Source organism: Psychrobacter maritimus (assembly GCF_029953575.1).
In the GTDB taxonomy this organism is placed as follows: domain Bacteria; phylum Pseudomonadota; class Gammaproteobacteria; order Pseudomonadales; family Moraxellaceae; genus Psychrobacter; species Psychrobacter maritimus.
In genome coordinates, this window is sequence record NZ_CP124526.1 from 673,032 (window position 1) to 692,457 (window position 19,426).

The window sequence follows — 19,426 nt, forward strand, 5'->3', positions numbered from 1 at the left end:
ACTGCTAGTGATAGTAAGGTTTGTTTGCTATACTGTCGCCCTATTTGCTTACGAACACGTTTATTGGCGTGCAAGCGTTTGATAAACCAGTGGAAATTTACGCCATTTGCCATTTTGTAAGCTGTACCGACGATTAAGTGACTGTTATGACTGCTTTTACATCCAATACTAATGATAATAATAGCGACATTTCGTCATTGCGCTATCCGGTTATCTGTATTGATGGTCCAAGTGGGGCAGGTAAAGGCACGGTTACGTGGCGCTTAGCACAAACGTTAGGGTATCAGCTGCTAGATTCAGGGGCGTTATATCGCATTGTTGGTCTAAAGGCATTCGAAGCCGGTTTGCTAAATGTAGATGGCGAGCAAAGTATTGATGAGGCGGCGCTATTAGCATTGACTCAAAGCTTGCAAATAGTTTTTGAGCCTAATAGTGATTCAGGACGCGTGGATATCATTGTTAATGGCGCTAAGATTGGCGAGCAAGTACGCAATGAAACCGTCGGTGGTTATGCTTCACGAGTCGCAGTTTATCCAAAGGTACGTCAAGCCTTGCTTAAATTGCAGCAAGATATGGCGACCCAATCAGGATTGGTTGCCGATGGTCGTGATATGGGCACCGTGGTTTTCCCAGATGCCGATGTTAAAGTCTATCTGACGGCAAGTGCCAAAGCTCGCGCAGAACGCCGCGTGGCACAGCTTTTACAGGCTGGACAAGCTGCCGATTTTGAAGCGATTCTTGCGACGATTAAAGCGCGTGATGATCGTGATGAAAACCGTGCAACGGCACCGTCGAAGCCTGCAGAAGATGCGCTGGTTTTAGATAGCTCTAACCTAGACGCTGATGCGGTTTATGAGCTTGTAAAAAAACATTGTCAAGATCAAGGTATTTGCTTTAATCGTTAATAAAAACAACATATTAAGTACTAAAAAGTTTCCTATGGCTTTCATTTTAGTATAAAATTATATAAGTATAAGTAAGACAGTTGTTGCTAGTGAGTTCGCTTGAAAATCGCTTATTAGCAACAAAGGTTTTTTTATATGACTATATAAGATATAAAACCAGTATTTCGTTTTATACAGTCATAAATTTGATCCGTACTGTGCTGGACAGGATACGGCTATACAAAGGTAGACATAATGGAATCATTTGCTGAACTATTTGAAGCGAGCATCGAAGAAACAGGTCTTGATATCGAGCGTGGCTCGGTTATCACAGGTACTGTTGTGGCCATCGATAGCGATTGGATCACAGTAGATACTGGTCTTAAATCTGAAGGTATCGTCGCTCGTGAAGAGTTTTTAAGCGAAGAAGGCGAACTTGAAGTTGAAGTTGGCGATAGTGTCGATGTTGTGGTTGAAGCGGTTGATAACGGTATGGGTCAAACCTTACTGTCACGTGAAAAAGCCAAACGCGTTGAGACTTGGAATTTCCTTGAGAAAATCTCTGACAATGATGAGATCGTTAAAGGTATTATTTCTAGCAAAGTAAAAGGCGGCTTTACCGTTGATATCGGTTCAGTTCGCGCGTTCCTACCAGGTTCATTGGTAGACGTCCGTCCGATTCGTGATACTACGCATCTAGAAGGCAAAGAGCTAGAATTTAAAGTTATCAAACTTGATCAAAAACGTAACAACGTTGTGGTAAGTCGCCGCGCTGTTATGGAAGCTGAAAACTCAGCTGAGCGTGAAGAGCTATTGAACAAGCTTGAAGAAGGTATCGAAATCGAAGGTATCGTTAAGAACCTAACTGATTATGGTGCATTCGTTGACCTTGGTGGTATTGATGGTCTATTGCACATCACTGACATGGCATGGCGCCGTATCAAGCACCCATCTGAGGTGGTTGAAGTTGGTCAAGACCTAAAAGTTAAAGTACTTAAGTTTGACCGTGAGCGCAATCGCGTAAGCCTAGGTCTAAAACAACTTGGTACTGATCCTTGGGATAACGTTGGCGGCACATACCCAGTAGGTAGTGTGGTTAAAGCACGCGTAACCAACCTAACTGATTATGGTTGTTTCGCTGAAATTTCTGAAGGTATTGAAGGTCTAGTACACGTGTCAGAAATGGATCACACCAACAAAAATATCCATCCATCGAAAGTTGTTCAAGTGGGTGACGAAGTTGAAGTGATGATTCTTGATATCGATGAAGAACGTCGTCGTATCAGCTTAGGTATCAAACAAACTCTAGCCAATCCATGGGATGAGTTTGATAAGAAACATGAGCGCGGTGATAAAATCACTGGTACGATCAAATCTATCACTGACTTCGGTATCTTTATCGGTCTAGACGGTGGTATCGATGGTCTTGTACATCTATCTGATATCTCTTGGAACGAAACTGGCGAAGAAGCTATCCGTAACTACAACAAAGGCGACACCGTTGAAGCAATGGTATTGTCTGTAGATTCAGAAGCCAACCGTATCAGCCTAGGCGTGAAGCAGTTAAGCTCTGATCCATTCAACGAATACCTAGTCAACAATGACCGCGGTGCTATCGTTAATGGTAAAGTAAAAGAAGTAGACGCTAAAGGTGCTACTATTGAGCTTGCTGACGAAGTTGAAGCGTATCTACGTGCCTCTGAGATTCAACGTGACCGCGTTGAAGATGCGACTAAGCATCTAACAGTTGGTGATGACGTTGAAGCGAAAATCATCAGTGTTGATCGTAAAACTCGTAACATCAGCTTGTCAATCAAAGCGAAAGACGAAGCTGAAGAGCGTCAAGCGATTAAAGAGCTAAGCAGCACTAGCACGACTAGCACTACTGCCGGTTCTGATGCACAGCCAAAAACTATTGGTGACTTGATCAAAGAACAAATGCAGTAAGCTGTATATTGTTGATATAATTAGTATATAAAAAGAAAGCGACTCCGGTCGCTTTTTTTTGTGATTAAATTTGGGTATGAAGCAAATGCTTAACGATTTCCTGTAAAAGGGGAAACTCTTATTTCCATTTGCGCTAATATCCGCTATCATTTGCAACATTGAGTAACGAGATGTGAACGTAAACCTAAATAGTCATAAAATGATAGTTTACCTCACAACCATCTTATCCATTAATCAATAAGGCCAGTGTGATAATGCAGCAAGCAATTAACAAGTCCGAATTTATTAGTAATCTGAGTGCGAATTGTGACAACATGACAGATACCGTTGTCGATGATGCAGTACGCGAAATATTAAATTTGATGACCGATACTTTAGCCAACGACGGCCGAGTAGAGGTGCGTGGTTTTGGTAGTTTTTGTCTCCATCATCGCCGTGCACGTATGGGACGCAACCCTAAAACAGGCGAAAGTGTACCAGTACCTGCCAAAGCCATTCCACATTTTAAACCTGGCAAAGCACTACGTGAAGCCGTCAATGATAAAGTAGCCCACGGTTAGGAATATAAGCAGAATAGTAAGACGTTTAATTTTATAATTATTAAAGTTGCTGATTACTAAGACGTCTTACTATTAAAGCTGTTTCTGATTAAAGAATCTTACTATTAACGATTTTTAAGGTTTAGACTTTTTATCATTAAACCAAAACGAATAAGCTAAGAGATATAAAACCAGTCTTTTTATATAAGAGGCTAGATATTGAAAACCTTTACTAGCAGTCGCTATGGCTGCGTTATTTGCTAAACTGTTCATACTATTCAACATACAAGGATACGTCTGATGCGCATTTTACTGCTGGTATTACTGTTTTTGAGCTTTGCTTATTCGTTAGGTTTAGTATTAGCCAATAATACTGAAGTTGGGGTGAACTTATTATTTTCCCAAGCACCGACGATGAACCTGGGCTTATTGCTGATTCTGTGCCTGATACTCGGCATCATCATTGGTATGCTACTAGCTTTACTCATGTTCCGTGTGCTACAAAATAAGTGGGAAATCTCACGTCTACAAAAATTAAATGCCAATCTGCAAGAGCAGGTGACACAAGCCAATATTGTTATTGACCGTCAAGCGAATGCGCCGTCGGTAGAAGAAGCGGTCTATGGTGCGACAGCGACCAATGTACAAGATGGTAGCGTCAGCGATGTAGATGATGGTGCAATGTTAACCAAGCAAAAGCGAGATTATTAGTCGGTCAGATGACCATTCTATTTCTAATAGCTCTATATACAATCATTTGATAAACCCGATAGAAAGTGGCATAACTATGAATAACGCAAATACCTCTCCCGTCGTCGTTGCTTTAGATAATATGACGAGAGATGCCTCGTTAGCACTGGCTGACCAATTAGATCCGGCGTTATGTCGCTTAAAGGTAGGTAAAGAGCTGTTTACCCGCTGCGGTCCTGAGATAGTTAAGGCGCTACATCAGCGCGATTTTGAGGTGTTTTTGGACTTGAAATTCCATGATATCCCTAATACCACGGCACAAGCGGTATTGGCGGCAGCTGAGCTTGGCGTATGGATGGTCAACGTTCATGCAAGCGCGGGCTTAGAGGCGATGTCATTAGCCAAACAACGCTTGTTAGACGGTAATTTTGAAACCCTGCTAATAGCTGTTACCGTACTGACCTCTATGGATAACCAAGCATTGATGCAAACGGGCATCACGGACGACTTAGATGTACAAGTAAGCCGCTTAGCACAATTGACTAAGCAAGCAGGTCTTGATGGCGTGGTATGTTCAGCGCAAGAAGCCAAAACGCTTAAGCAGCTATGTGGTCAAGATTTCAAGCTAATTACCCCGGGTATTCGCCTGTTAGACGACAATGTCGATGATCAAAAACGCATTTGCACGCCGAAACAAGCGTTAAATGATGGCTCTGACTATTTAGTAATTGGGCGCTCCATTACCCAAGCAACAAATCCTGCGGCTAAATTACAAACGATACTTCAAAGTATCTGATTATAGATAGAACGTCTAAAATTTTATAATCTGTTTTGAGGTTTTTAGCAGCATAACTATGAAAAGACAGCCTAACACGCTGTCTTTTTTACTTTTTGCCAGTTATGAAAAAAGTGCTACACTGGTTAAATTTATGTTGATAGTAAGCCTAGATATAGACAGTTTTTTATCTTCAAGTTTTTGCAAATGGCATGATGGGACAATAGTAAAACCTATGAAATTACAGATTTTGAGTGACTTACATATCGACAGCTATGCTCGTCAATCGCACCCGATGGGACATATCCCGAAAACGGACGCAGACATCGTGCTAGTAGCTGGAGATACGGCAAATAGTGATAGTGGTATGCCGTGGCTGCAAGAGCAAGCAGCGCGCTTACAAGTGCCATTAATTACCATCTCCGGCAATCATGAGTACTTCAACGAAGATGTGCTGCACTTTGATAAGAAGCTTGCGACTTGGGATAATTATAATAGTGAATTAAAGCAAGGCGTGCGCGTGTTACAGTGTCAGCATATTGATATTGGCGAGGTGCGAATTTTAGGCTGTACGCTATGGACGGATTATCAGTATCAAGCTAACGAAGATACCATGGCAGCGGCTAGGCGTTTTATGCGTGATTATAAGCAAATTTATGCCGGTAGCGAGCTGTTTTCACCTGAAGTATCAATGCAAATCCATGCTGAGCAGCGCCGATGGTTGCAGCAAGCATTAATAACTGCTAAAGCACTGGGTAAAAAAACTGTGGTGATGAGCCATCATAGTATCAGCCCGTTATCCGTGTCTGAGAAATATGCTGAGCTGCCAAGTAATGCCGCTTTTGTCAGTGATTTATCGAGCTGGATGTATGAAGATTGGGCACCCACGCTTTGGGTACATGGACATACCCATGAAGCCTTTGATTATCAAATCAATAAAACGCGAGTCATCGTCAATCCGCGTGCCTATCCGAATGAGGTGAGCAGTACCGCATTGGCATTTGCTTGGGACAAGGTGATTGATATCTAATAAATCGTTTTCACTAAACGCTTCTACTGATATTTATAAGGATAAGCTATCTCAAAAAGCGAAAGAGGACTCCAAACGACATTAGGGTGGAGGTGAATTTCGCATAAGTTATTAACCTTGTTGGTTTTGAATGTACTGCTTAATAACCTCTAATGGCGCACCACCACATGACCCTGCAAAATATGAGCGTGACCAAAGTACAGGCTTTAGATAAGCAGCTCTTAAATCAATGAAATCACCTCTCATGCGTCTACTGGTGACTGACTTCAAGTTATTAACCAATTTGCTTATCTGCACTGTTGGTGGGTACTGAATCAGCATGTGCATATGGTCGGCCTCACCCTTACACTCTTTTAACTCAGCATCAAAGCTCCTACAGACCTCGGCGGCATACTCACTAAATTGTTTATGATGCACCTCGCCTAACAGCTTCTTTCGATACTTAGTGATAAAAACCAAATGAACATGAAGATTAAAGGCGGCATGGCGGTTTTTATATATCTCACTCATTGTAATTAATCCCCTAAAGTGCTAATGTTGTATGCATTATATCAAATACACACTCATTGAGAAAGTAGTCAGAAATGAAAATCAACAAGGCGTATAAATTTAGGCTTGAGCCTAACGTAGAGCAACAGGTTATTTTAAATAACCTTGTCGGCTCTGCGCGTTTTGTTTGGAATCAAATGCTAGCAATGTCATTCGAGATGTTTGCCAACAATGAGTTTATTAATGCAACCAACTTGGTTAATAAAATCATGGATTTAAAGAATAATCCTGATTTTGAGTTCTTAAAAAGCCACTCAAATGCGGTGTCTTTACAACAAAAAGTTCGTGACTTGGCATCGGCTTGGTCACGCTTTTTTGATCCGAAAGTTCATGCCAGGTTAAAAGAAAATAAGAAGAAAGTAAGAAAGCCTAAATTCTTTAAATTGGCTGATGGCACAGAGATTCAACTACGCCCACTAATGCCAAGATTTAAGCGTAAATCAGATGGCTGTGATTCAATCCGCTTGGTTCAATTTGATAAGTATTGCCGTATTGAAGGCAACCGCGTCAAATTACCGAATGGTATTGGTTTGGTGAAATTTAGAAAGTCGCAAGATATTATCGGCGCCATCAAAAACGTCACTATTAGCAAGAAATCAGGGCGCTGGTCCGTGTCTTTTGGGTGTGAGCGCGAGATTGAAAACCCAATTCACCCTTCTAAAACCGCCATCGGCATTGATTTAGGCATCACCAAACTCATCAGTACCTCAGACGGTCAGTACATTAAACCCAAAAATAGCTTTAAATCCAATCAAGTCAAACTGGCAAAGTTGCAACGGCAGTTGAGTCGTAAGGTCTTATTTAGCCAAAACTGGCAAAAACAAAACCGTAAGATTCAAAAACTTCATCATCATATCGCCAATATTCGCCACGATTACTTGCATAAAATCACCACCAACATCAGCAAAAACCACGCCATGATTGTTGTTGAGGATTTGAAAGTAGTCAATATGTCGCAGTCAGCTAGCGGCTCTGCCGTTCAGCATGGGCGCAATGTCAAAGCTAAGTCAGGATTGAATAAGTTGATCTTAGATCAAGGCTGGGGCATGATGGTTGATATGCTTGAGTATAAGCAGCACTGGCAAGGCGGATTACTTATAAAAATTAATCCACGATATACCAGCCAGACCTGCTCTCAATGCCAGCATATTGCCAAAGAAAATAGGCGCTCTCAGGCAAGATTTGAGTGCGTCAAATGCAGGTATGTTGCGAACGCTGATTTTAATGCGGCTCGCAATATATTAGCGGCAGGACATGCCGTTTTGTCTGCGGAGGGAGGATGCGGTAAAGGTCGCCCGATGAAACAGAAAACTTGTGGTCTTCGTGAGAAAGCCACCTAAGAGCTGTTGCTTTTAGAATCCCACACTTGAGCTTGGCGAAAGTGGCGGGAGTATGTCAAATTGCAACTGAACTTATATTTTGTTCATTGGTGTCAAAAAATCTGCTACGCTTGCTATCATGAGTAAACTGCCTAATAACACCCTATCAAAACTATCCGCTGCGCAGCGTGCGAGTCACACGCCAAGTGCACCAGCGCCCTCGCACTTACCTGACAGTATGATGTCTTCGGTCGGCTTACTGCCTACGGATAAACGGCTGATTTTATTTACCAGACATTCTTTACGTGAGCGCTCTGACGGTAATGGTTTTGCCAGTTATCAGTTGCCGCTGACCCAAAAAGGTCGCGTCTTAGCGAAGTCTTGGGGGCGCTGGTTGGCAGGACATCTGCCGTATTCGCTCGATGTCGATAGTATCTCAAGCCCGATTGGGCGTTGTATCGATACCGCGCAGCTGATGCAAGCAGGCGCGGGGCTACAACGTGATATCTCGCATCAATCATTATTGGTTGAGCCCGGTAGTCTGGTGACTGAACCTGAGATTGCCACTCCCATATTTAAAGAAATTGGCGTGCTCAATTTTATCAATCGCTTTTTACAAGGCAATCTTGAAGGTACCAAAAACGCCTATCAAGGTGGGCTTGATCTTTTATCACTGTTTTACCAAAATCAGCCTGAGCATGGGCATTTAATGCTTGCCGTCAGTCATGATACCTTGCTGTCAGCGTTTTTGGCGGTGATGTTTGATGTGACTGATATTGATTGGAATGATTGGCCAAAGATGATGGAAGGGGTGTTCTTGTGGTTTGATGATAAGCCATTTGAGCAGGCCAGTGCTTATTTCGTCTGGCGCGGTGAAGTTTATGTGCGCCCGATTCATACTTTGCTTGACAGTTACCGTGCGGCCGGCTTTCATCCTAATAAATTGCTATTGCCACCAGAAGTAAAATGGACCTAAGTATTTTTTGCTAAACATCATTTTCTAAAACTGTTAAACACTTTTAAGCAGTTATAAATGATAAATAAACAGGCATAAAAAAACCTTGCCCCAGTATTAGAACTGGTAACAAGGTTTTAGTCATCACACTATAAAAGTGCAATGCGGTCTAAACGCAACCAATCTTAAGCTTGTAAGCCTTTGATGGTTTTGTTTAGGCGGCTCTTACGACGAGCAGCTTTATTCTTATGAATAATACCTTTGTCAGCCATACGATCAAGAACCGGTACCGCTTTTTTGTAAGCTTCGGTAGCCGCGTCATAATCTTTAGCAGCGATAGCCGCGTCAACACGTTTTAGATAAGTACGAACCATAGAGCGTTGTGACGCAGAGTTCTGACGACGTTTGGTGTTTTGACGGGCGCGTTTACGAGCTTGTGCAGTATTAGCCACGCGTATCTCCTTGATAAAGACAGATAAAAATATGAATGTTGATTGCAATAATAATGGGTTTAACAATCATCGGTGACGAGCAGCCTCTCGCCAAACATGATGTCGATGTCTGATATTAGAATACCTATCTGTTATTAAAGGCACCTAAATTAGTAATAGATCATCGCAAGCGCCAGAACTGTTTGGAATAATTAAACAGCGTTGACGTGTAAAGCCGGTTATCTTAGCAAATTATTGCGCTTAGAACAATATATTTGATGATTAATGCGTAAAGAAGTTATGCTAGCACACGGATTGCTGGTTTTTAGGGTGGTTAATAAGCGTTTTATTAAGCAAATGAGCAAAATATCTAGCAAAAGTGGCAGCTTAAAACGGCTGATTGGTGCAATCAATTTGATGGCTGATAAAATCTCTTACAATAAATTGTGTAGAATAGCGTCAGTTATCTCTGAATTTAGGTATGATACAAGGGGCAAAGGCGTTGATGATAAGCGTTTACCCCTCATCTTTCTTCTTATTATACATATTCCAACATTATATAAATGGATAGGCTATGCAGCGAAAAGCAATTGTGATTGGCGCAACAGGATTGGTCGGGCAGCATCTTGTTAAGCAGCTTAGTGAGCTTTATGACATGTTAATTGTGATTGCACGGCGTCCGCCTCGCTATATCAATGCCAGCATGCGCTTTTATCAGGTCAATGATTTTGATAATTTGGCTGAAATATTTGCCAGCGTTGGTGCTGATAATAAGACAGATGCTTTTAGCTGCCTTGGTACCACCAAAAAGCAGGCGGGGAGTGATGAAGCTTTTCGAAAAATCGACCATGATTATAATGTCAATTTTGCCAAACTCTGCCAAGAAAAAGGCGTTGAAAACTTCTTTTTATTATCCTCAATGAATGCGGACATCGACAGTCGCTTTTTATACAATCGGGTCAAAGCGGAAACTGAGCAGTCTATTATGGCGCTAGGTTTTAAGCAGCTGGTGATTCTGCGTCCTTCTTTATTGCTGGGCAAGCATAAAGGTCGCCCGCTTGAAAGTATTGGTCAAAAAGCGTTTAAACTCATCTCGCCTTTGCTCTCAGAGTCATTATCACTGCATCCTATTTCTGCAAAGCGCGTTGCCAGTGCGATGGCAATGAGTGCACATGATGTCTATCAGCGTAATAAATACCGTAATGAGCCTGCGATTCAAACCACAGATATCATCGAAAATAAGCAGATGCTAGCGATGACTAAGGTTAAAAAATAGCCTAAGCATTCAATTAAAAACACTTAAAATTAAAACTCAGTCATAAATGATTTAACATAAATAATTGGTGGTGTATCAGAAAGTATGCTGAGGTAATAAAGGAGAGTGACAGCCGAGGCAAGATGATATATTTGAGGTTATGAAGACACAAATAGATATCAACTGCCCCGACTGTCACAGTCCCAGTTTAAAGAAAAATGGCAAAAAAAGCTATGGCAAGCAAAACTACCAATGCAAAGCCTGCAAGCGTCAGTTCATTGGTGATCATGCCTTAACTTATAACGGCTGTCACTCTAGAATAGAAGATAAAATACGGCTAATGACAGTGAGAGGCTGTGGCATTAGAGACATTGCTATTATAGCCTCAGTTAGCATTGGTAAAGTGCTAAGCACCATAGGCTCATCTGTTTATAAGATTGCGCCTAAGAAGAGCTACTATGAACGCTTAGAGGTTGATGAATTCTGGACTTACGTGTATCGCAAGAAGCGTAAAGTCTGGCTTATTTATGCTGATGATCGCGCTACCAATGAGATTGTTGCTTATGTTTGGGGCAAACGTGATTTGAGAACGGCTAAGAAGCTAAGAGCACGTCTAAAGCAGCTCAAAGTCAGCTATGACTCTATTAGTATGGACAATTGGGATAGCTTTATAACGGCTTTTAAACCAGATCATAAGCGAGTTGGCAAACAGCATACGGTAGGTATAGAAGGTAATAACTGTCGCTTGAGACACCGATTACGTCGAGCGGTTAGAAAGACTTGTTGCTTCTCAAAAAAGCTTGATAATCACTTTAAAGTATTCGATCTGGTGTTCTTTTATGTCAATTATGGCTACGTCTGATGTCAGCATACTTTTTAGAACACCACCAAATAATTTAATCATGCACAACAAGGAGCGTCAGACATGTCAGAATCGACCATGAATAAAGAGAACTTTGTGACTTGTGATTTATTGGATGCCAACCCTGAATCACAGGTATGTTTGCCTAATATCGAAGGCAAGTCTTTTTATAGCTTTGGTGGCAAAGACAGATTTTGCGGTGAAATCGTGACGGTGAAATGCTTTGAAGATAATAGCCGCGTAAAATCGTTATTAAACAGCGATGGTAAAGATAAAGACGGTAATGGCAAAGTATTGGTCGTTGACGGCGGTGGTTCGATGCGTTGCGCGTTGCTCGGCGATATGATTGCGCAATCAGCGATTGATAATGGCTGGGCAGGGGTTGTGGTGTATGGCTGCGTGCGTGATGTTGATGATATGGCAGCAATGGACATCGGTGTTATGGCACTCGGCTGTATCCCGCGTAAATCAAACCGCCGTGACGAAGGTCAAACCGATCTTGAAATCAGCTTTGGTGATTTAACGTTAAATTCTGGTATGTTTGTCTATGCAGATAATAACGGCATTATCGCTAGCGACAAACCATTAATTTAAAAACCGCTTATAATTTAAAAACAGCTTAATGCATATCACTCAAAAACCTCAGCTTAACCGTTGAGGTTTTTACATTTACTCATCCTGTCTTTATATACGAATATAAGTTTTATCAACTATTTGGCTATTGGTTTTTTCATAAGAATGCTAAGTGACAAACCGTTACGGCATAAATTTTGGTAATTGCTGAAATATTCGTATAATAGCTTTCTGACTCTTAACGTTGACCCTATTCTTTATGCCTATCACTGCTTTGACTGACGCCTTTGAACCGATTAACCAGCAGTTGTTTCCTATCCAGAATGCCCAGCGCCGTTGGCTGGCACCTGTGCATGGGGCTGTCAGTAGTTTGTGGCTGGCAAGTCTGGTGCAAACATCGCTATGGAATGTTGCCGACCGTCTAAAGGTTGTGGTAACGCGTGACCAAAACCAGCTTAATCAGATAGAAACAGAATTGGCATTTTGCGGCGTCGATGCTTATGTATTCCCTGATTGGGAGACATTGACCTATGATGAGCTGTCTCCGCATCAAGATATCGTCAGCGAGCGTATCAATCTATTAACCGATATGCCAACGTCAGGCGTGCTGCTCATCTCGGTACAGGCATTGATGCATCGGGTCGCACCGCCAAGCTGGCTGATAGGTCAGCATTTTGATTTGAGTGTCGGTGATAGATTCGATATCAATACCCAACGTGGCTTATTGGCAAAGGCCGGTTACCGTGCGGTTGAGAACGTCTTTGAGCCGGGCGAATTTGCCGTACGCGGTAGCATCATTGATATCTTTGCCATGGGTCAGCCGTTTCCGCTACGCCTAGATTTGTTTGACGATGAAATTGAAACCATCCGCTTTTTTAACCCGCAAACCCAGCGTACACTGACCGTCGATGACCTCAAAACGATGATGAGCGGCAACGATAGCAGCATGGGTAAAGAGTCGCTATCGCTACTGCATAAACTGCCAGATATCTCAAAGCCCATTAAGCAGTTTCAAATACTACCAGCAAAAGAGTTTCCGCTTGATGAAGGGCGGGAGACGTTTCGCACCAACTTTGCCGCTATGTTTCCTAATACCAGCAGCCGTAAGTTTGAACTACATAAAGATGTCATGGCGGGTATCGCTAGTAGTGGACTTGAATATTATCAGCCGCTATTTTTTGACTTAAAGGATTGGGAAGCTGAGAGTAGTTTATTTGCTTACTTACCAAGCGATGCACTATTTATCACAGATGAGCTAATTAACGAAAAACAGGCAGATTATTGGTCACAGATTCAGCGCCGTTATGAAGAACGTCGTCATGATATTGATAAACCCATCGTCGCGCCTGAATTATTGTATTTATTATCAAATACTTTAAACGAGCACCTCAATCATTATCCACGGGTGATTCTCAGTGCGCGTAATGAATTGGCTACCATGACCGATGTCGCTGCAATTGATAGCGATGCTTCGTTATTGGAAGATGCTTCATTGTTAGCAGACAAGTCATTGCTGCAAGTTGAAGAGCAGCCAGATTTACAGCCACAACTGCCGCTTGTGCCGAGTAAGCAGCAAGGCTTGGTGACGTTAAGTGCGCAAGAGCCGCCGCAATTATCAGTCAATCATCAAAAAGCTGAGCCACTTACTGAACTGCTAGAGTTTTTAGCGCTGCAAGCGCAAACAGCAACACCTGTATTGATTGTCGCTGAAACAGCGGGTCGCCGTGAGATTCTCATCGAGCTGTTTAAAGGCAGAATCGATATCAAAGCTTATGACAGCTTTGAGGCGTTTTTAGCCGCCGATAAAACTACTGGTCTTAATGCTAAAAAGCTGCCGCAGGTTGGTCTCACAGTTGCACCTATTGAGCGCGGGGTTTATGTTCCTGAACGTTTAGTGCTGATTAGTGAGACACAGTTATTTGGTCGGCAAGTACTGCAAACGCGCCGCCGTCGTCAAAGCGGTGTGTCAGAAGAGTTTTTGGTTAAAAGCGTCACCGAGATAACCGAAGGCAGTCCAGTGGTGCATATCGAGCATGGTATCGGACGTTATCACGGGCTGATTACGCTAGATGTCGGCGATGGTGAACAAGAGTTTATCCACTTAAAGTACGCCGATGATGCCAGTATTTATGTACCGGTTGCCAATTTACAGATGATTAACCGTTATAGCGGCGGTGATCCTGCGCTTGCGCCATTGCATAAAATCGGTAGCGGTAAATGGGATAAAGCCAAGCAAAAAGCCCTCGAGCAAATCCACGATGTGGCGGCTGAACTGCTTAATATGCAAGCACGGCGTGAAGCCAAAGTCGGTATTCATTTTAAAATAGATTCATCACAGTATGAGCTGTTTGCCAGTCAATTTGCTTTTGAAGAAACGCCCGATCAGGCCAATGCCATCCATGCGGTGATGGAAGACATGAGACAGAACCAACCGATGGATCGCCTTATCTGCGGTGATGTGGGCTTTGGTAAAACAGAAGTGGCCATGCGGGCGGCGTTTATCGCGGTTAGTGCTGGCTATCAAGTGGCAGTATTGGTGCCGACCACCTTGCTAGCCGGTCAGCATGAAGACAATTTCCGCGACCGTTTTGCTGATTGGCCAGTGCGTATCGAAACCCTATCGCGCTTCGGTGGCAAAAAACATCAAGAGACGGTATTGGCTGATTTAGCAGCTGGCAAGGTTGATATCGTTATCGGTACACATAAGCTATTACAGCCTGATGTGAAATTTTCTAATTTAGGTTTGATGATTGTCGATGAAGAGCATCGCTTTGGCGTGCGTCATAAAGAGCGTATTAAGGCGATTCAGACCGATGTGGATAGTATGTCGATGACTGCGACGCCAATCCCTAGAACGCTCAATATGGCGCTCTCGGGTATGCGTGATATGTCGATTATTGCCACGCCACCGGCACGTCGTTTGGCTATTAAAACCTTTGTCATGCAAAAAACTGATGCCCTGATGAAAGAGGCTATCTTGCGTGAGCTACTGCGTGGCGGGCAAGTTTATTTATTGCATAATGATGTGGCAAGCATTGAGCGTATGGCAGAAACCATACGTGAATTGGTTCCTGAGGCGCGAGTAGGGGTCGCTCATGGGCAAATGCAAGAGCGCCAACTTGAACAAGTCATGCAGCAGTTTTATCATAAAAAGTTCAACGTGCTAGTCTGTTCGACCATTATCGAAACCGGTATCGATGTACCCAATGCTAATACCATTATCATTGAGCGCGCCGATAAGTTTGGCTTGGCGCAATTGCATCAGCTGCGAGGTCGTGTTGGCCGTAGTCATCACCAGGCTTATTGTTATCTGCTAGTGCCTTCTATCAAAGGTCTTAAAGGCGATGCTAAGCGCCGTCTGCACGCGATTGAGCGCGCTAATACACTGGGCGCAGGCTTTATGCTGGCAAGTGAGGATTTAGAGATTCGCGGTGCGGGCGAGATACTTGGTAAGCAGCAAAGTGGTAATATGCAAGCGATTGGCTTTAGCCTATATATGGATATGCTGGAGCGAGCGACAAAAGCGATTAAAGCTGGTAAAGAGCCTGATTTGAGTACACCTTTATCGCTGACCAGCGAGATTAACCTGCATAGCTCAGCGTTGATACCAGAGGATTATTTACACGATGTGCATCAACGTTTATTATTTTATAAACGCATTAGTAATGCCGATGATAAAGAGGCATTGACCGATATCCGTACCGAAATGATTGACCGTTTTGGCATATTACCCGATCAAACCAAGCAGTTATTCGCCATTCACGGACTGCGTATACAAGCTGAGCCGCTAAAAATTAATAAGATTGATGCCAATAGTAATAGCATGACGTTAGAATTTGCACCTGATACGCCGGTCGATGCCTTAGCGATTATTAAATTGATTCAGAGCAATGGGCAGCGCTATCGTATGAATGGTGCCTCTGGCATTCGTTATCAGGATGCCGATAAACTGGCAACACCGCAGCAGCGCGTCAGCGCAATTCAAGAGCTGTTACGCTATTTTAGTGAGCATATGGTGGCAGAGTCAGCTTAGCTTCATTGATTTATATTTTTAAACTGAACAGATTCGCTAAATAATTTAAATAAGGTGAATGTTGCATCCTAAGACAATCAGTCATGGCGCTATTTTATCGGTTGGATAACTGATAAAATAGCGACACCCTATATTTAGCCTACTATTTTTTATAGCTCAATGTTTTTTAAGCCTATTATTTTTTAGTACATTAAATTCTGCTTTTCTAGATTTCCATTCCTTTTATTTAAGCGTCATAACAAGAGAACCGTCATTATGTTCCAACTTCATCATAAACTTGCTGCTGATAGTTTTTTAGTGGGTGATTTCCCATTATCGACCTGTCGTTTAATCAATGATTGTCAGTTTCCTTGGTTGATATTGGTGCCGCGGGTATCAGGTATCAAAGAGTTATATGAGCTATCTGAGGCTGACCAAGCGCAGTTTTTGCGTGAATCGAGCTGGTTATCAAGCCAACTGGCCAAGACCTTCCAAGCCGATAAAATGAACGTGGCAGCACTCGGCAATCAAGTACCGCAGCTACATTTCCATCATATCGTTCGTTATCAAAATGACATGCAGTGGCCGAATCCAGTATGGGGCGTCCCTGCTGTGCCTTATACCAAAGAAGTATTGGCGCAGATGCAGCAGACCTTAATGATGGCGCTACGTGGTCACCATCAAATGCCGTTTGATTGGCAAATGCAGTAAAACTTGAGTAGTAAGATTTAAAATGAACTATTTATAATTTTTCATTTAAATGTTCTGTTCCAAACGATTTTTATCTAAATACATTTATTTAAACAAACTGTAAAGCCAGATTTAATGATGGTTTAAGTGGTTTTAACCATAAAGTGTTTTACATTTGTCTGTTATTCATTATGTTAGAGAGTGGGTTGGTTAAATGGATATAGCCAACTTATCTACTCGCAGCCGTTTTTTTTGCGTAATAGTCAGTATGACTTATTTGCCGCATTGAAAACGCTTCGAGGTACTTAGTCTTAGATTGGAAGCTTTCAGTCTAAGATTTTACTCTATGTTAAGGATAACAAATGGCTACTTCCTCTATTGCACCTCCATTATTACGACCTTCTATGTTACTCATCTCTATTTGTACCGTCGCTCTCGGTTTAACTGCCTGCGAGACAGATTCAACGGAGTCAGCTTTAGTACAGGCTGACTCAATACAGTCTGCATCCGTGCAGTCCGATTCAGTCCCGTCTGATTCAGAGCAAACCATTACCGAAAATATAACCACCTCATCAGACAATGCCGTTACGTTAAATCGTAGCGCTTCTGCTATTTCTATGAGAGCAATGCCGACAAGTCAGTATCTCGTTGGTAGCGGTAAGGCAGATATCACTGGTGCGGCTGCCGAAACCGGTATGTTTGGTTATGCCTCTGGGCAAGTGGTACAAGGTATCAACGACCGCTTATATTCTCATGCTTTTATTATCGGCGAAGAGGATGAAAGCAATGGCAAACGTATCGTCTATGTCTCAGCAGATATGGGCGCGATGTTTACCGCGGTAAAGCTTGAGGTCATCAAGCGCTTAAAAGCGGATTATGGCGAATTATATAATGATGATAATGTCATGCTTACTGCTACTCACACCCACGTTGGCAATGCTGGCTACTCGCATCAACAGTTATATCAAATTGCCAGTACCGACGACACCCTCTCAGGCTATAGCAGCCAAAACTTCAATGCTATTGTCAATGGGATTGTTACCTCGATTAAGCGTGCTCACGATACCTTGGCTCCCGGGACGCTATCTTTGGCGCAAGGCGAGCTAAAAGGTGCAACACTTAATCGCTCAGAGTTTGCCTATAACAATAATGCCGATGCAAAAGACTTTGATAGTAATGTTAATGAGACCATGACTCAGCTGCGCCTAAATGCTGCCGATGGCACGCCAGTAGGTCTGATTAATTGGTTTGCACTGCATCCGACCAGCTTTAGTAATCAGTTTATGCATCTCAGCGCTGATAATAAAGGCTTTGCCCAGCGCGGTGCTGAAAAGATTTTCGGTGGAAATGCAGATAAGCCATTTGTTGCCGCTTTTGCCAATGCCGATGAGGGTGATGTGTTGGCTGCAGGTGGCAATGCCAACTCAAAACCTGGCTATCAAGGTAGTGACAATGAGTGGGAAAATGTCAGGCGTGATGGGCAACTGCAGCTTGATAAGGCGGTTGAGCTTTGGAATCAAGGTGTGCCTGTTGCTGGGCCAGTAGACGTACGCGCCCGTTGGGTCAATTTAAAGGGCTATCAAGTCGATGGTAAATTCACCAATGGCGCAGGCAATAAAGTCTTATGTATGCCAGCCCGCGGTTACTCGTTTGCTGCTGGCGGCGAAAATGGCCCATCGGACATACCGGGGATGTATGAGGGCATGACGCGAGAAAACTTCCGCATTAATGATGATATTAATAAAGTCGACCAATCCTTTCTAGGTAGTTTGACGCGCGGCGCCTTTGGGATTGTTTCAACCGTCAGCCAAGATGACTGTCAGGCTGAAAAACAAGTATTATTACCGACTGGCAGCTGGGGCTGGATTAATACTCAGCAACCCGTTCAGCTGATGCGTATCGGTAATATCGCCATCGTTGCTATTCCTGGTGAACCAACAACCATGGTTGGACGACGGATGCGCGCTGCCGTGCTGGCGCAGCTAAAGGATTCAGGCGTAGATACCGTTATCATTAATGGCTTGGCCAATAACTATAGCGGCTATTTGAGCACGCGTGAAGAGTTTGCCACCCAGCATTACGAAGGGGCATCTACTGAATATGGCCCTTATCAAACAGCTGCTTATATACAAGAATATACCCAATTGGCCGAAGCGCTACGGGATGGCATAGAGGTTTATGACAGTGCCACACCGCCTGATCGCTCAGCTAAGTCGTTTAATGAGCGTCCGGGTGTGGTATTTGATGATAAGCCTTTAAAACAAGCTTGGGGACAAACCCTCACTCAGCCTAAAGCCAGTTATCAAAAAGGTCAGGTTGCCACAGCAGTATTTCGCGGCGCTCATCCTAAAAACAATCTACGGACCGAAGACAGTTTTTTAAAGGTGCAGCGTTTTGAGAATGGCCAGTGGGTCGATTATCTGAGTGATAGTGACTTTGATACCACCTATACTTGGAAGCGTGAAGGGGCAGCGTATAGCAAAGCCATCATTGATTGGCGAATCAGCACTGACACCCCAGCGGGTACATATCGATTGACCCATCAAGGCGATTGGAAAAGTGGCTGGACACGTAAAATAAAGCCGTACTCAGGCGTTTCTAATAGCTTTATCGTTCAGTAATAAGTTTTATTATATTTTTATCAATTCACTTTCCACTTAATCTTTATATATACAAAAGCCAGATAGCTATTATCTGGCTTTTTGGTCTTTATTTCTTGCTATGTATTCTTGTGTCTTTTAAGAATGTTAATTTAAATCAGAGCTACTAAGCTTTGGATTTAAAGAGCTTTTTAGGCAAATGAGCGATAAGTGGTATACTTTTTCCTACCAGTGACCTAGGTGCTATGGGAATAAGGCAGTATAATGTATAGATTTACTATCTACTTATATTATCAGTGGTTTATAAAGATGAGC

At 42.9% G+C, this 19,426-nt stretch carries 16 protein-coding genes; 14 read left to right on the forward strand and 2 right to left on the reverse strand.

Features of this window, described 5'->3' with window-relative positions; translation table 11 throughout:
- Positions 1-146: 146 nt before the first annotated feature.
- From cmk to QJS82_RS02915, 6 genes are all read left to right on the forward strand, one after another.
- Positions 147-905 carry a (d)CMP kinase gene (gene cmk / locus QJS82_RS02890; RefSeq protein WP_281491176.1) on the forward strand — a complete coding sequence of 253 codons (759 nt, stop codon included), beginning with the start codon at positions 147-149 and terminating at the stop codon, positions 903-905.
- Between the two features lie 234 nt (positions 906-1,139).
- The gene (gene rpsA / locus QJS82_RS02895; RefSeq protein WP_201565441.1) at positions 1,140-2,831 is read left to right on the forward strand and encodes a 30S ribosomal protein S1; all 1,692 of its coding nucleotides are present in this window, start codon (positions 1,140-1,142) and stop codon (positions 2,829-2,831) included.
- Positions 2,832-3,085: 254 nt separating this feature from the next.
- A complete protein-coding gene (locus QJS82_RS02900; RefSeq protein WP_183620940.1) occupies positions 3,086-3,391 on the forward strand; it encodes an integration host factor subunit beta in 306 nt (101 codons plus the stop codon).
- 279 nt (positions 3,392-3,670) lie between these two features.
- Positions 3,671-4,081 carry a lipopolysaccharide assembly protein LapA domain-containing protein gene (locus QJS82_RS02905; RefSeq protein ID WP_201620194.1) on the forward strand — a complete coding sequence of 137 codons (411 nt, stop codon included), beginning with the start codon at positions 3,671-3,673 and terminating at the stop codon, positions 4,079-4,081.
- A gap of 76 nt (positions 4,082-4,157) precedes the next feature.
- Positions 4,158-4,856 (forward strand): orotidine-5'-phosphate decarboxylase, encoded by a 699-nt coding sequence (gene pyrF / locus QJS82_RS02910; RefSeq protein ID WP_281491177.1) that lies wholly within the window; start codon positions 4,158-4,160, stop codon positions 4,854-4,856.
- A 214-nt stretch (positions 4,857-5,070) separates the two neighbouring features.
- Complete coding sequence (locus QJS82_RS02915) at positions 5,071-5,865, forward strand: metallophosphoesterase (RefSeq protein ID WP_281491178.1); 795 nt, start codon at positions 5,071-5,073, stop codon at positions 5,863-5,865.
- 111 nt (positions 5,866-5,976) lie between these two features.
- Here QJS82_RS02915 and tnpA read toward each other — a convergent pair whose 3' ends face one another.
- A complete protein-coding gene (gene tnpA, locus QJS82_RS02920) occupies positions 5,977-6,375 on the reverse strand; it encodes an IS200/IS605 family transposase (RefSeq protein ID WP_281491179.1) in 399 nt (132 codons plus the stop codon).
- A 74-nt stretch (positions 6,376-6,449) separates the two neighbouring features.
- On the opposite strand from tnpA, the gene QJS82_RS02925 reads away from it, so the two are divergent.
- Complete coding sequence (locus QJS82_RS02925; RefSeq protein ID WP_281491180.1) at positions 6,450-7,754, forward strand: RNA-guided endonuclease InsQ/TnpB family protein; 1,305 nt, start codon at positions 6,450-6,452, stop codon at positions 7,752-7,754.
- 118 nt (positions 7,755-7,872) lie between these two features.
- Positions 7,873-8,709 carry a histidine phosphatase family protein gene (locus QJS82_RS02930; protein WP_281491181.1) on the forward strand — a complete coding sequence of 279 codons (837 nt, stop codon included), beginning with the start codon at positions 7,873-7,875 and terminating at the stop codon, positions 8,707-8,709.
- 164 nt (positions 8,710-8,873) lie between these two features.
- Here the strand turns inward: QJS82_RS02930 and rpsT are convergent, their stop codons facing one another.
- Positions 8,874-9,140 carry a 30S ribosomal protein S20 gene (gene rpsT, locus QJS82_RS02935; RefSeq protein WP_010200097.1) on the reverse strand — a complete coding sequence of 89 codons (267 nt, stop codon included), beginning with the start codon at positions 9,138-9,140 and terminating at the stop codon, positions 8,874-8,876.
- A gap of 553 nt (positions 9,141-9,693) precedes the next feature.
- Between rpsT and QJS82_RS02940 the strand changes: the two genes are divergently transcribed.
- From QJS82_RS02940 to QJS82_RS02965, 6 genes are all read left to right on the forward strand, one after another.
- A complete protein-coding gene (locus tag QJS82_RS02940; protein ID WP_281491182.1) occupies positions 9,694-10,395 on the forward strand; it encodes an NAD-dependent epimerase/dehydratase family protein in 702 nt (233 codons plus the stop codon).
- Between the two features lie 139 nt (positions 10,396-10,534).
- Complete coding sequence (locus tag QJS82_RS02945) at positions 10,535-11,236, forward strand: IS1 family transposase (protein ID WP_281491183.1); 702 nt, start codon at positions 10,535-10,537, stop codon at positions 11,234-11,236.
- A gap of 78 nt (positions 11,237-11,314) precedes the next feature.
- Positions 11,315-11,830, forward strand: coding sequence for a ribonuclease E activity regulator RraA (gene rraA / locus QJS82_RS02950; RefSeq protein ID WP_227670523.1), 516 nt, complete (start codon positions 11,315-11,317; stop codon positions 11,828-11,830).
- 238 nt (positions 11,831-12,068) lie between these two features.
- Entirely contained in the window at positions 12,069-15,842 is a 3,774-nt protein-coding gene (gene mfd, locus QJS82_RS02955) for a transcription-repair coupling factor (RefSeq protein ID WP_281491184.1), read from the forward strand.
- A 255-nt stretch (positions 15,843-16,097) separates the two neighbouring features.
- Entirely contained in the window at positions 16,098-16,532 is a 435-nt protein-coding gene (locus QJS82_RS02960) for an HIT domain-containing protein (protein ID WP_075100708.1), read from the forward strand.
- A 341-nt stretch (positions 16,533-16,873) separates the two neighbouring features.
- A complete protein-coding gene (locus tag QJS82_RS02965) occupies positions 16,874-19,132 on the forward strand; it encodes a neutral/alkaline non-lysosomal ceramidase N-terminal domain-containing protein (RefSeq protein ID WP_281491185.1) in 2,259 nt (752 codons plus the stop codon).
- Positions 19,133-19,426 lie beyond the last annotated feature (294 nt).

Excerpts from the sequence above, each read along its gene's own strand:
- cmk (WP_281491176.1), top strand. The coding sequence starts at position 147 with ATGACTGCTTTTACATCCAATACTAATGATAATAATAGCGACATTTCG.
- rpsA (WP_201565441.1), top strand. The coding sequence starts at position 1,140 with ATGGAATCATTTGCTGAACTATTTGAAGCGAGCATCGAAGAAACAGGT.
- QJS82_RS02900 (WP_183620940.1), top strand. The coding sequence starts at position 3,086 with ATGCAGCAAGCAATTAACAAGTCCGAATTTATTAGTAATCTGAGTGCG.
- QJS82_RS02905 (WP_201620194.1), top strand. The coding sequence starts at position 3,671 with ATGCGCATTTTACTGCTGGTATTACTGTTTTTGAGCTTTGCTTATTCG.
- pyrF (WP_281491177.1), top strand. The coding sequence starts at position 4,158 with ATGAATAACGCAAATACCTCTCCCGTCGTCGTTGCTTTAGATAATATG.
- QJS82_RS02915 (WP_281491178.1), top strand. The coding sequence starts at position 5,071 with ATGAAATTACAGATTTTGAGTGACTTACATATCGACAGCTATGCTCGT.
- tnpA (WP_281491179.1), bottom strand. The coding sequence starts at position 6,375 with ATGAGTGAGATATATAAAAACCGCCATGCCGCCTTTAATCTTCATGTT.
- QJS82_RS02925 (WP_281491180.1), top strand. The coding sequence starts at position 6,450 with ATGAAAATCAACAAGGCGTATAAATTTAGGCTTGAGCCTAACGTAGAG.
- QJS82_RS02930 (WP_281491181.1), top strand. The coding sequence starts at position 7,873 with ATGAGTAAACTGCCTAATAACACCCTATCAAAACTATCCGCTGCGCAG.
- QJS82_RS02940 (WP_281491182.1), top strand. The coding sequence starts at position 9,694 with ATGCAGCGAAAAGCAATTGTGATTGGCGCAACAGGATTGGTCGGGCAG.
- QJS82_RS02945 (WP_281491183.1), top strand. The coding sequence starts at position 10,535 with ATGAAGACACAAATAGATATCAACTGCCCCGACTGTCACAGTCCCAGT.
- rraA (WP_227670523.1), top strand. The coding sequence starts at position 11,315 with ATGAATAAAGAGAACTTTGTGACTTGTGATTTATTGGATGCCAACCCT.
- mfd (WP_281491184.1), top strand. The coding sequence starts at position 12,069 with ATGCCTATCACTGCTTTGACTGACGCCTTTGAACCGATTAACCAGCAG.
- QJS82_RS02960 (WP_075100708.1), top strand. The coding sequence starts at position 16,098 with ATGTTCCAACTTCATCATAAACTTGCTGCTGATAGTTTTTTAGTGGGT.
- QJS82_RS02965 (WP_281491185.1), top strand. The coding sequence starts at position 16,874 with ATGGCTACTTCCTCTATTGCACCTCCATTATTACGACCTTCTATGTTA.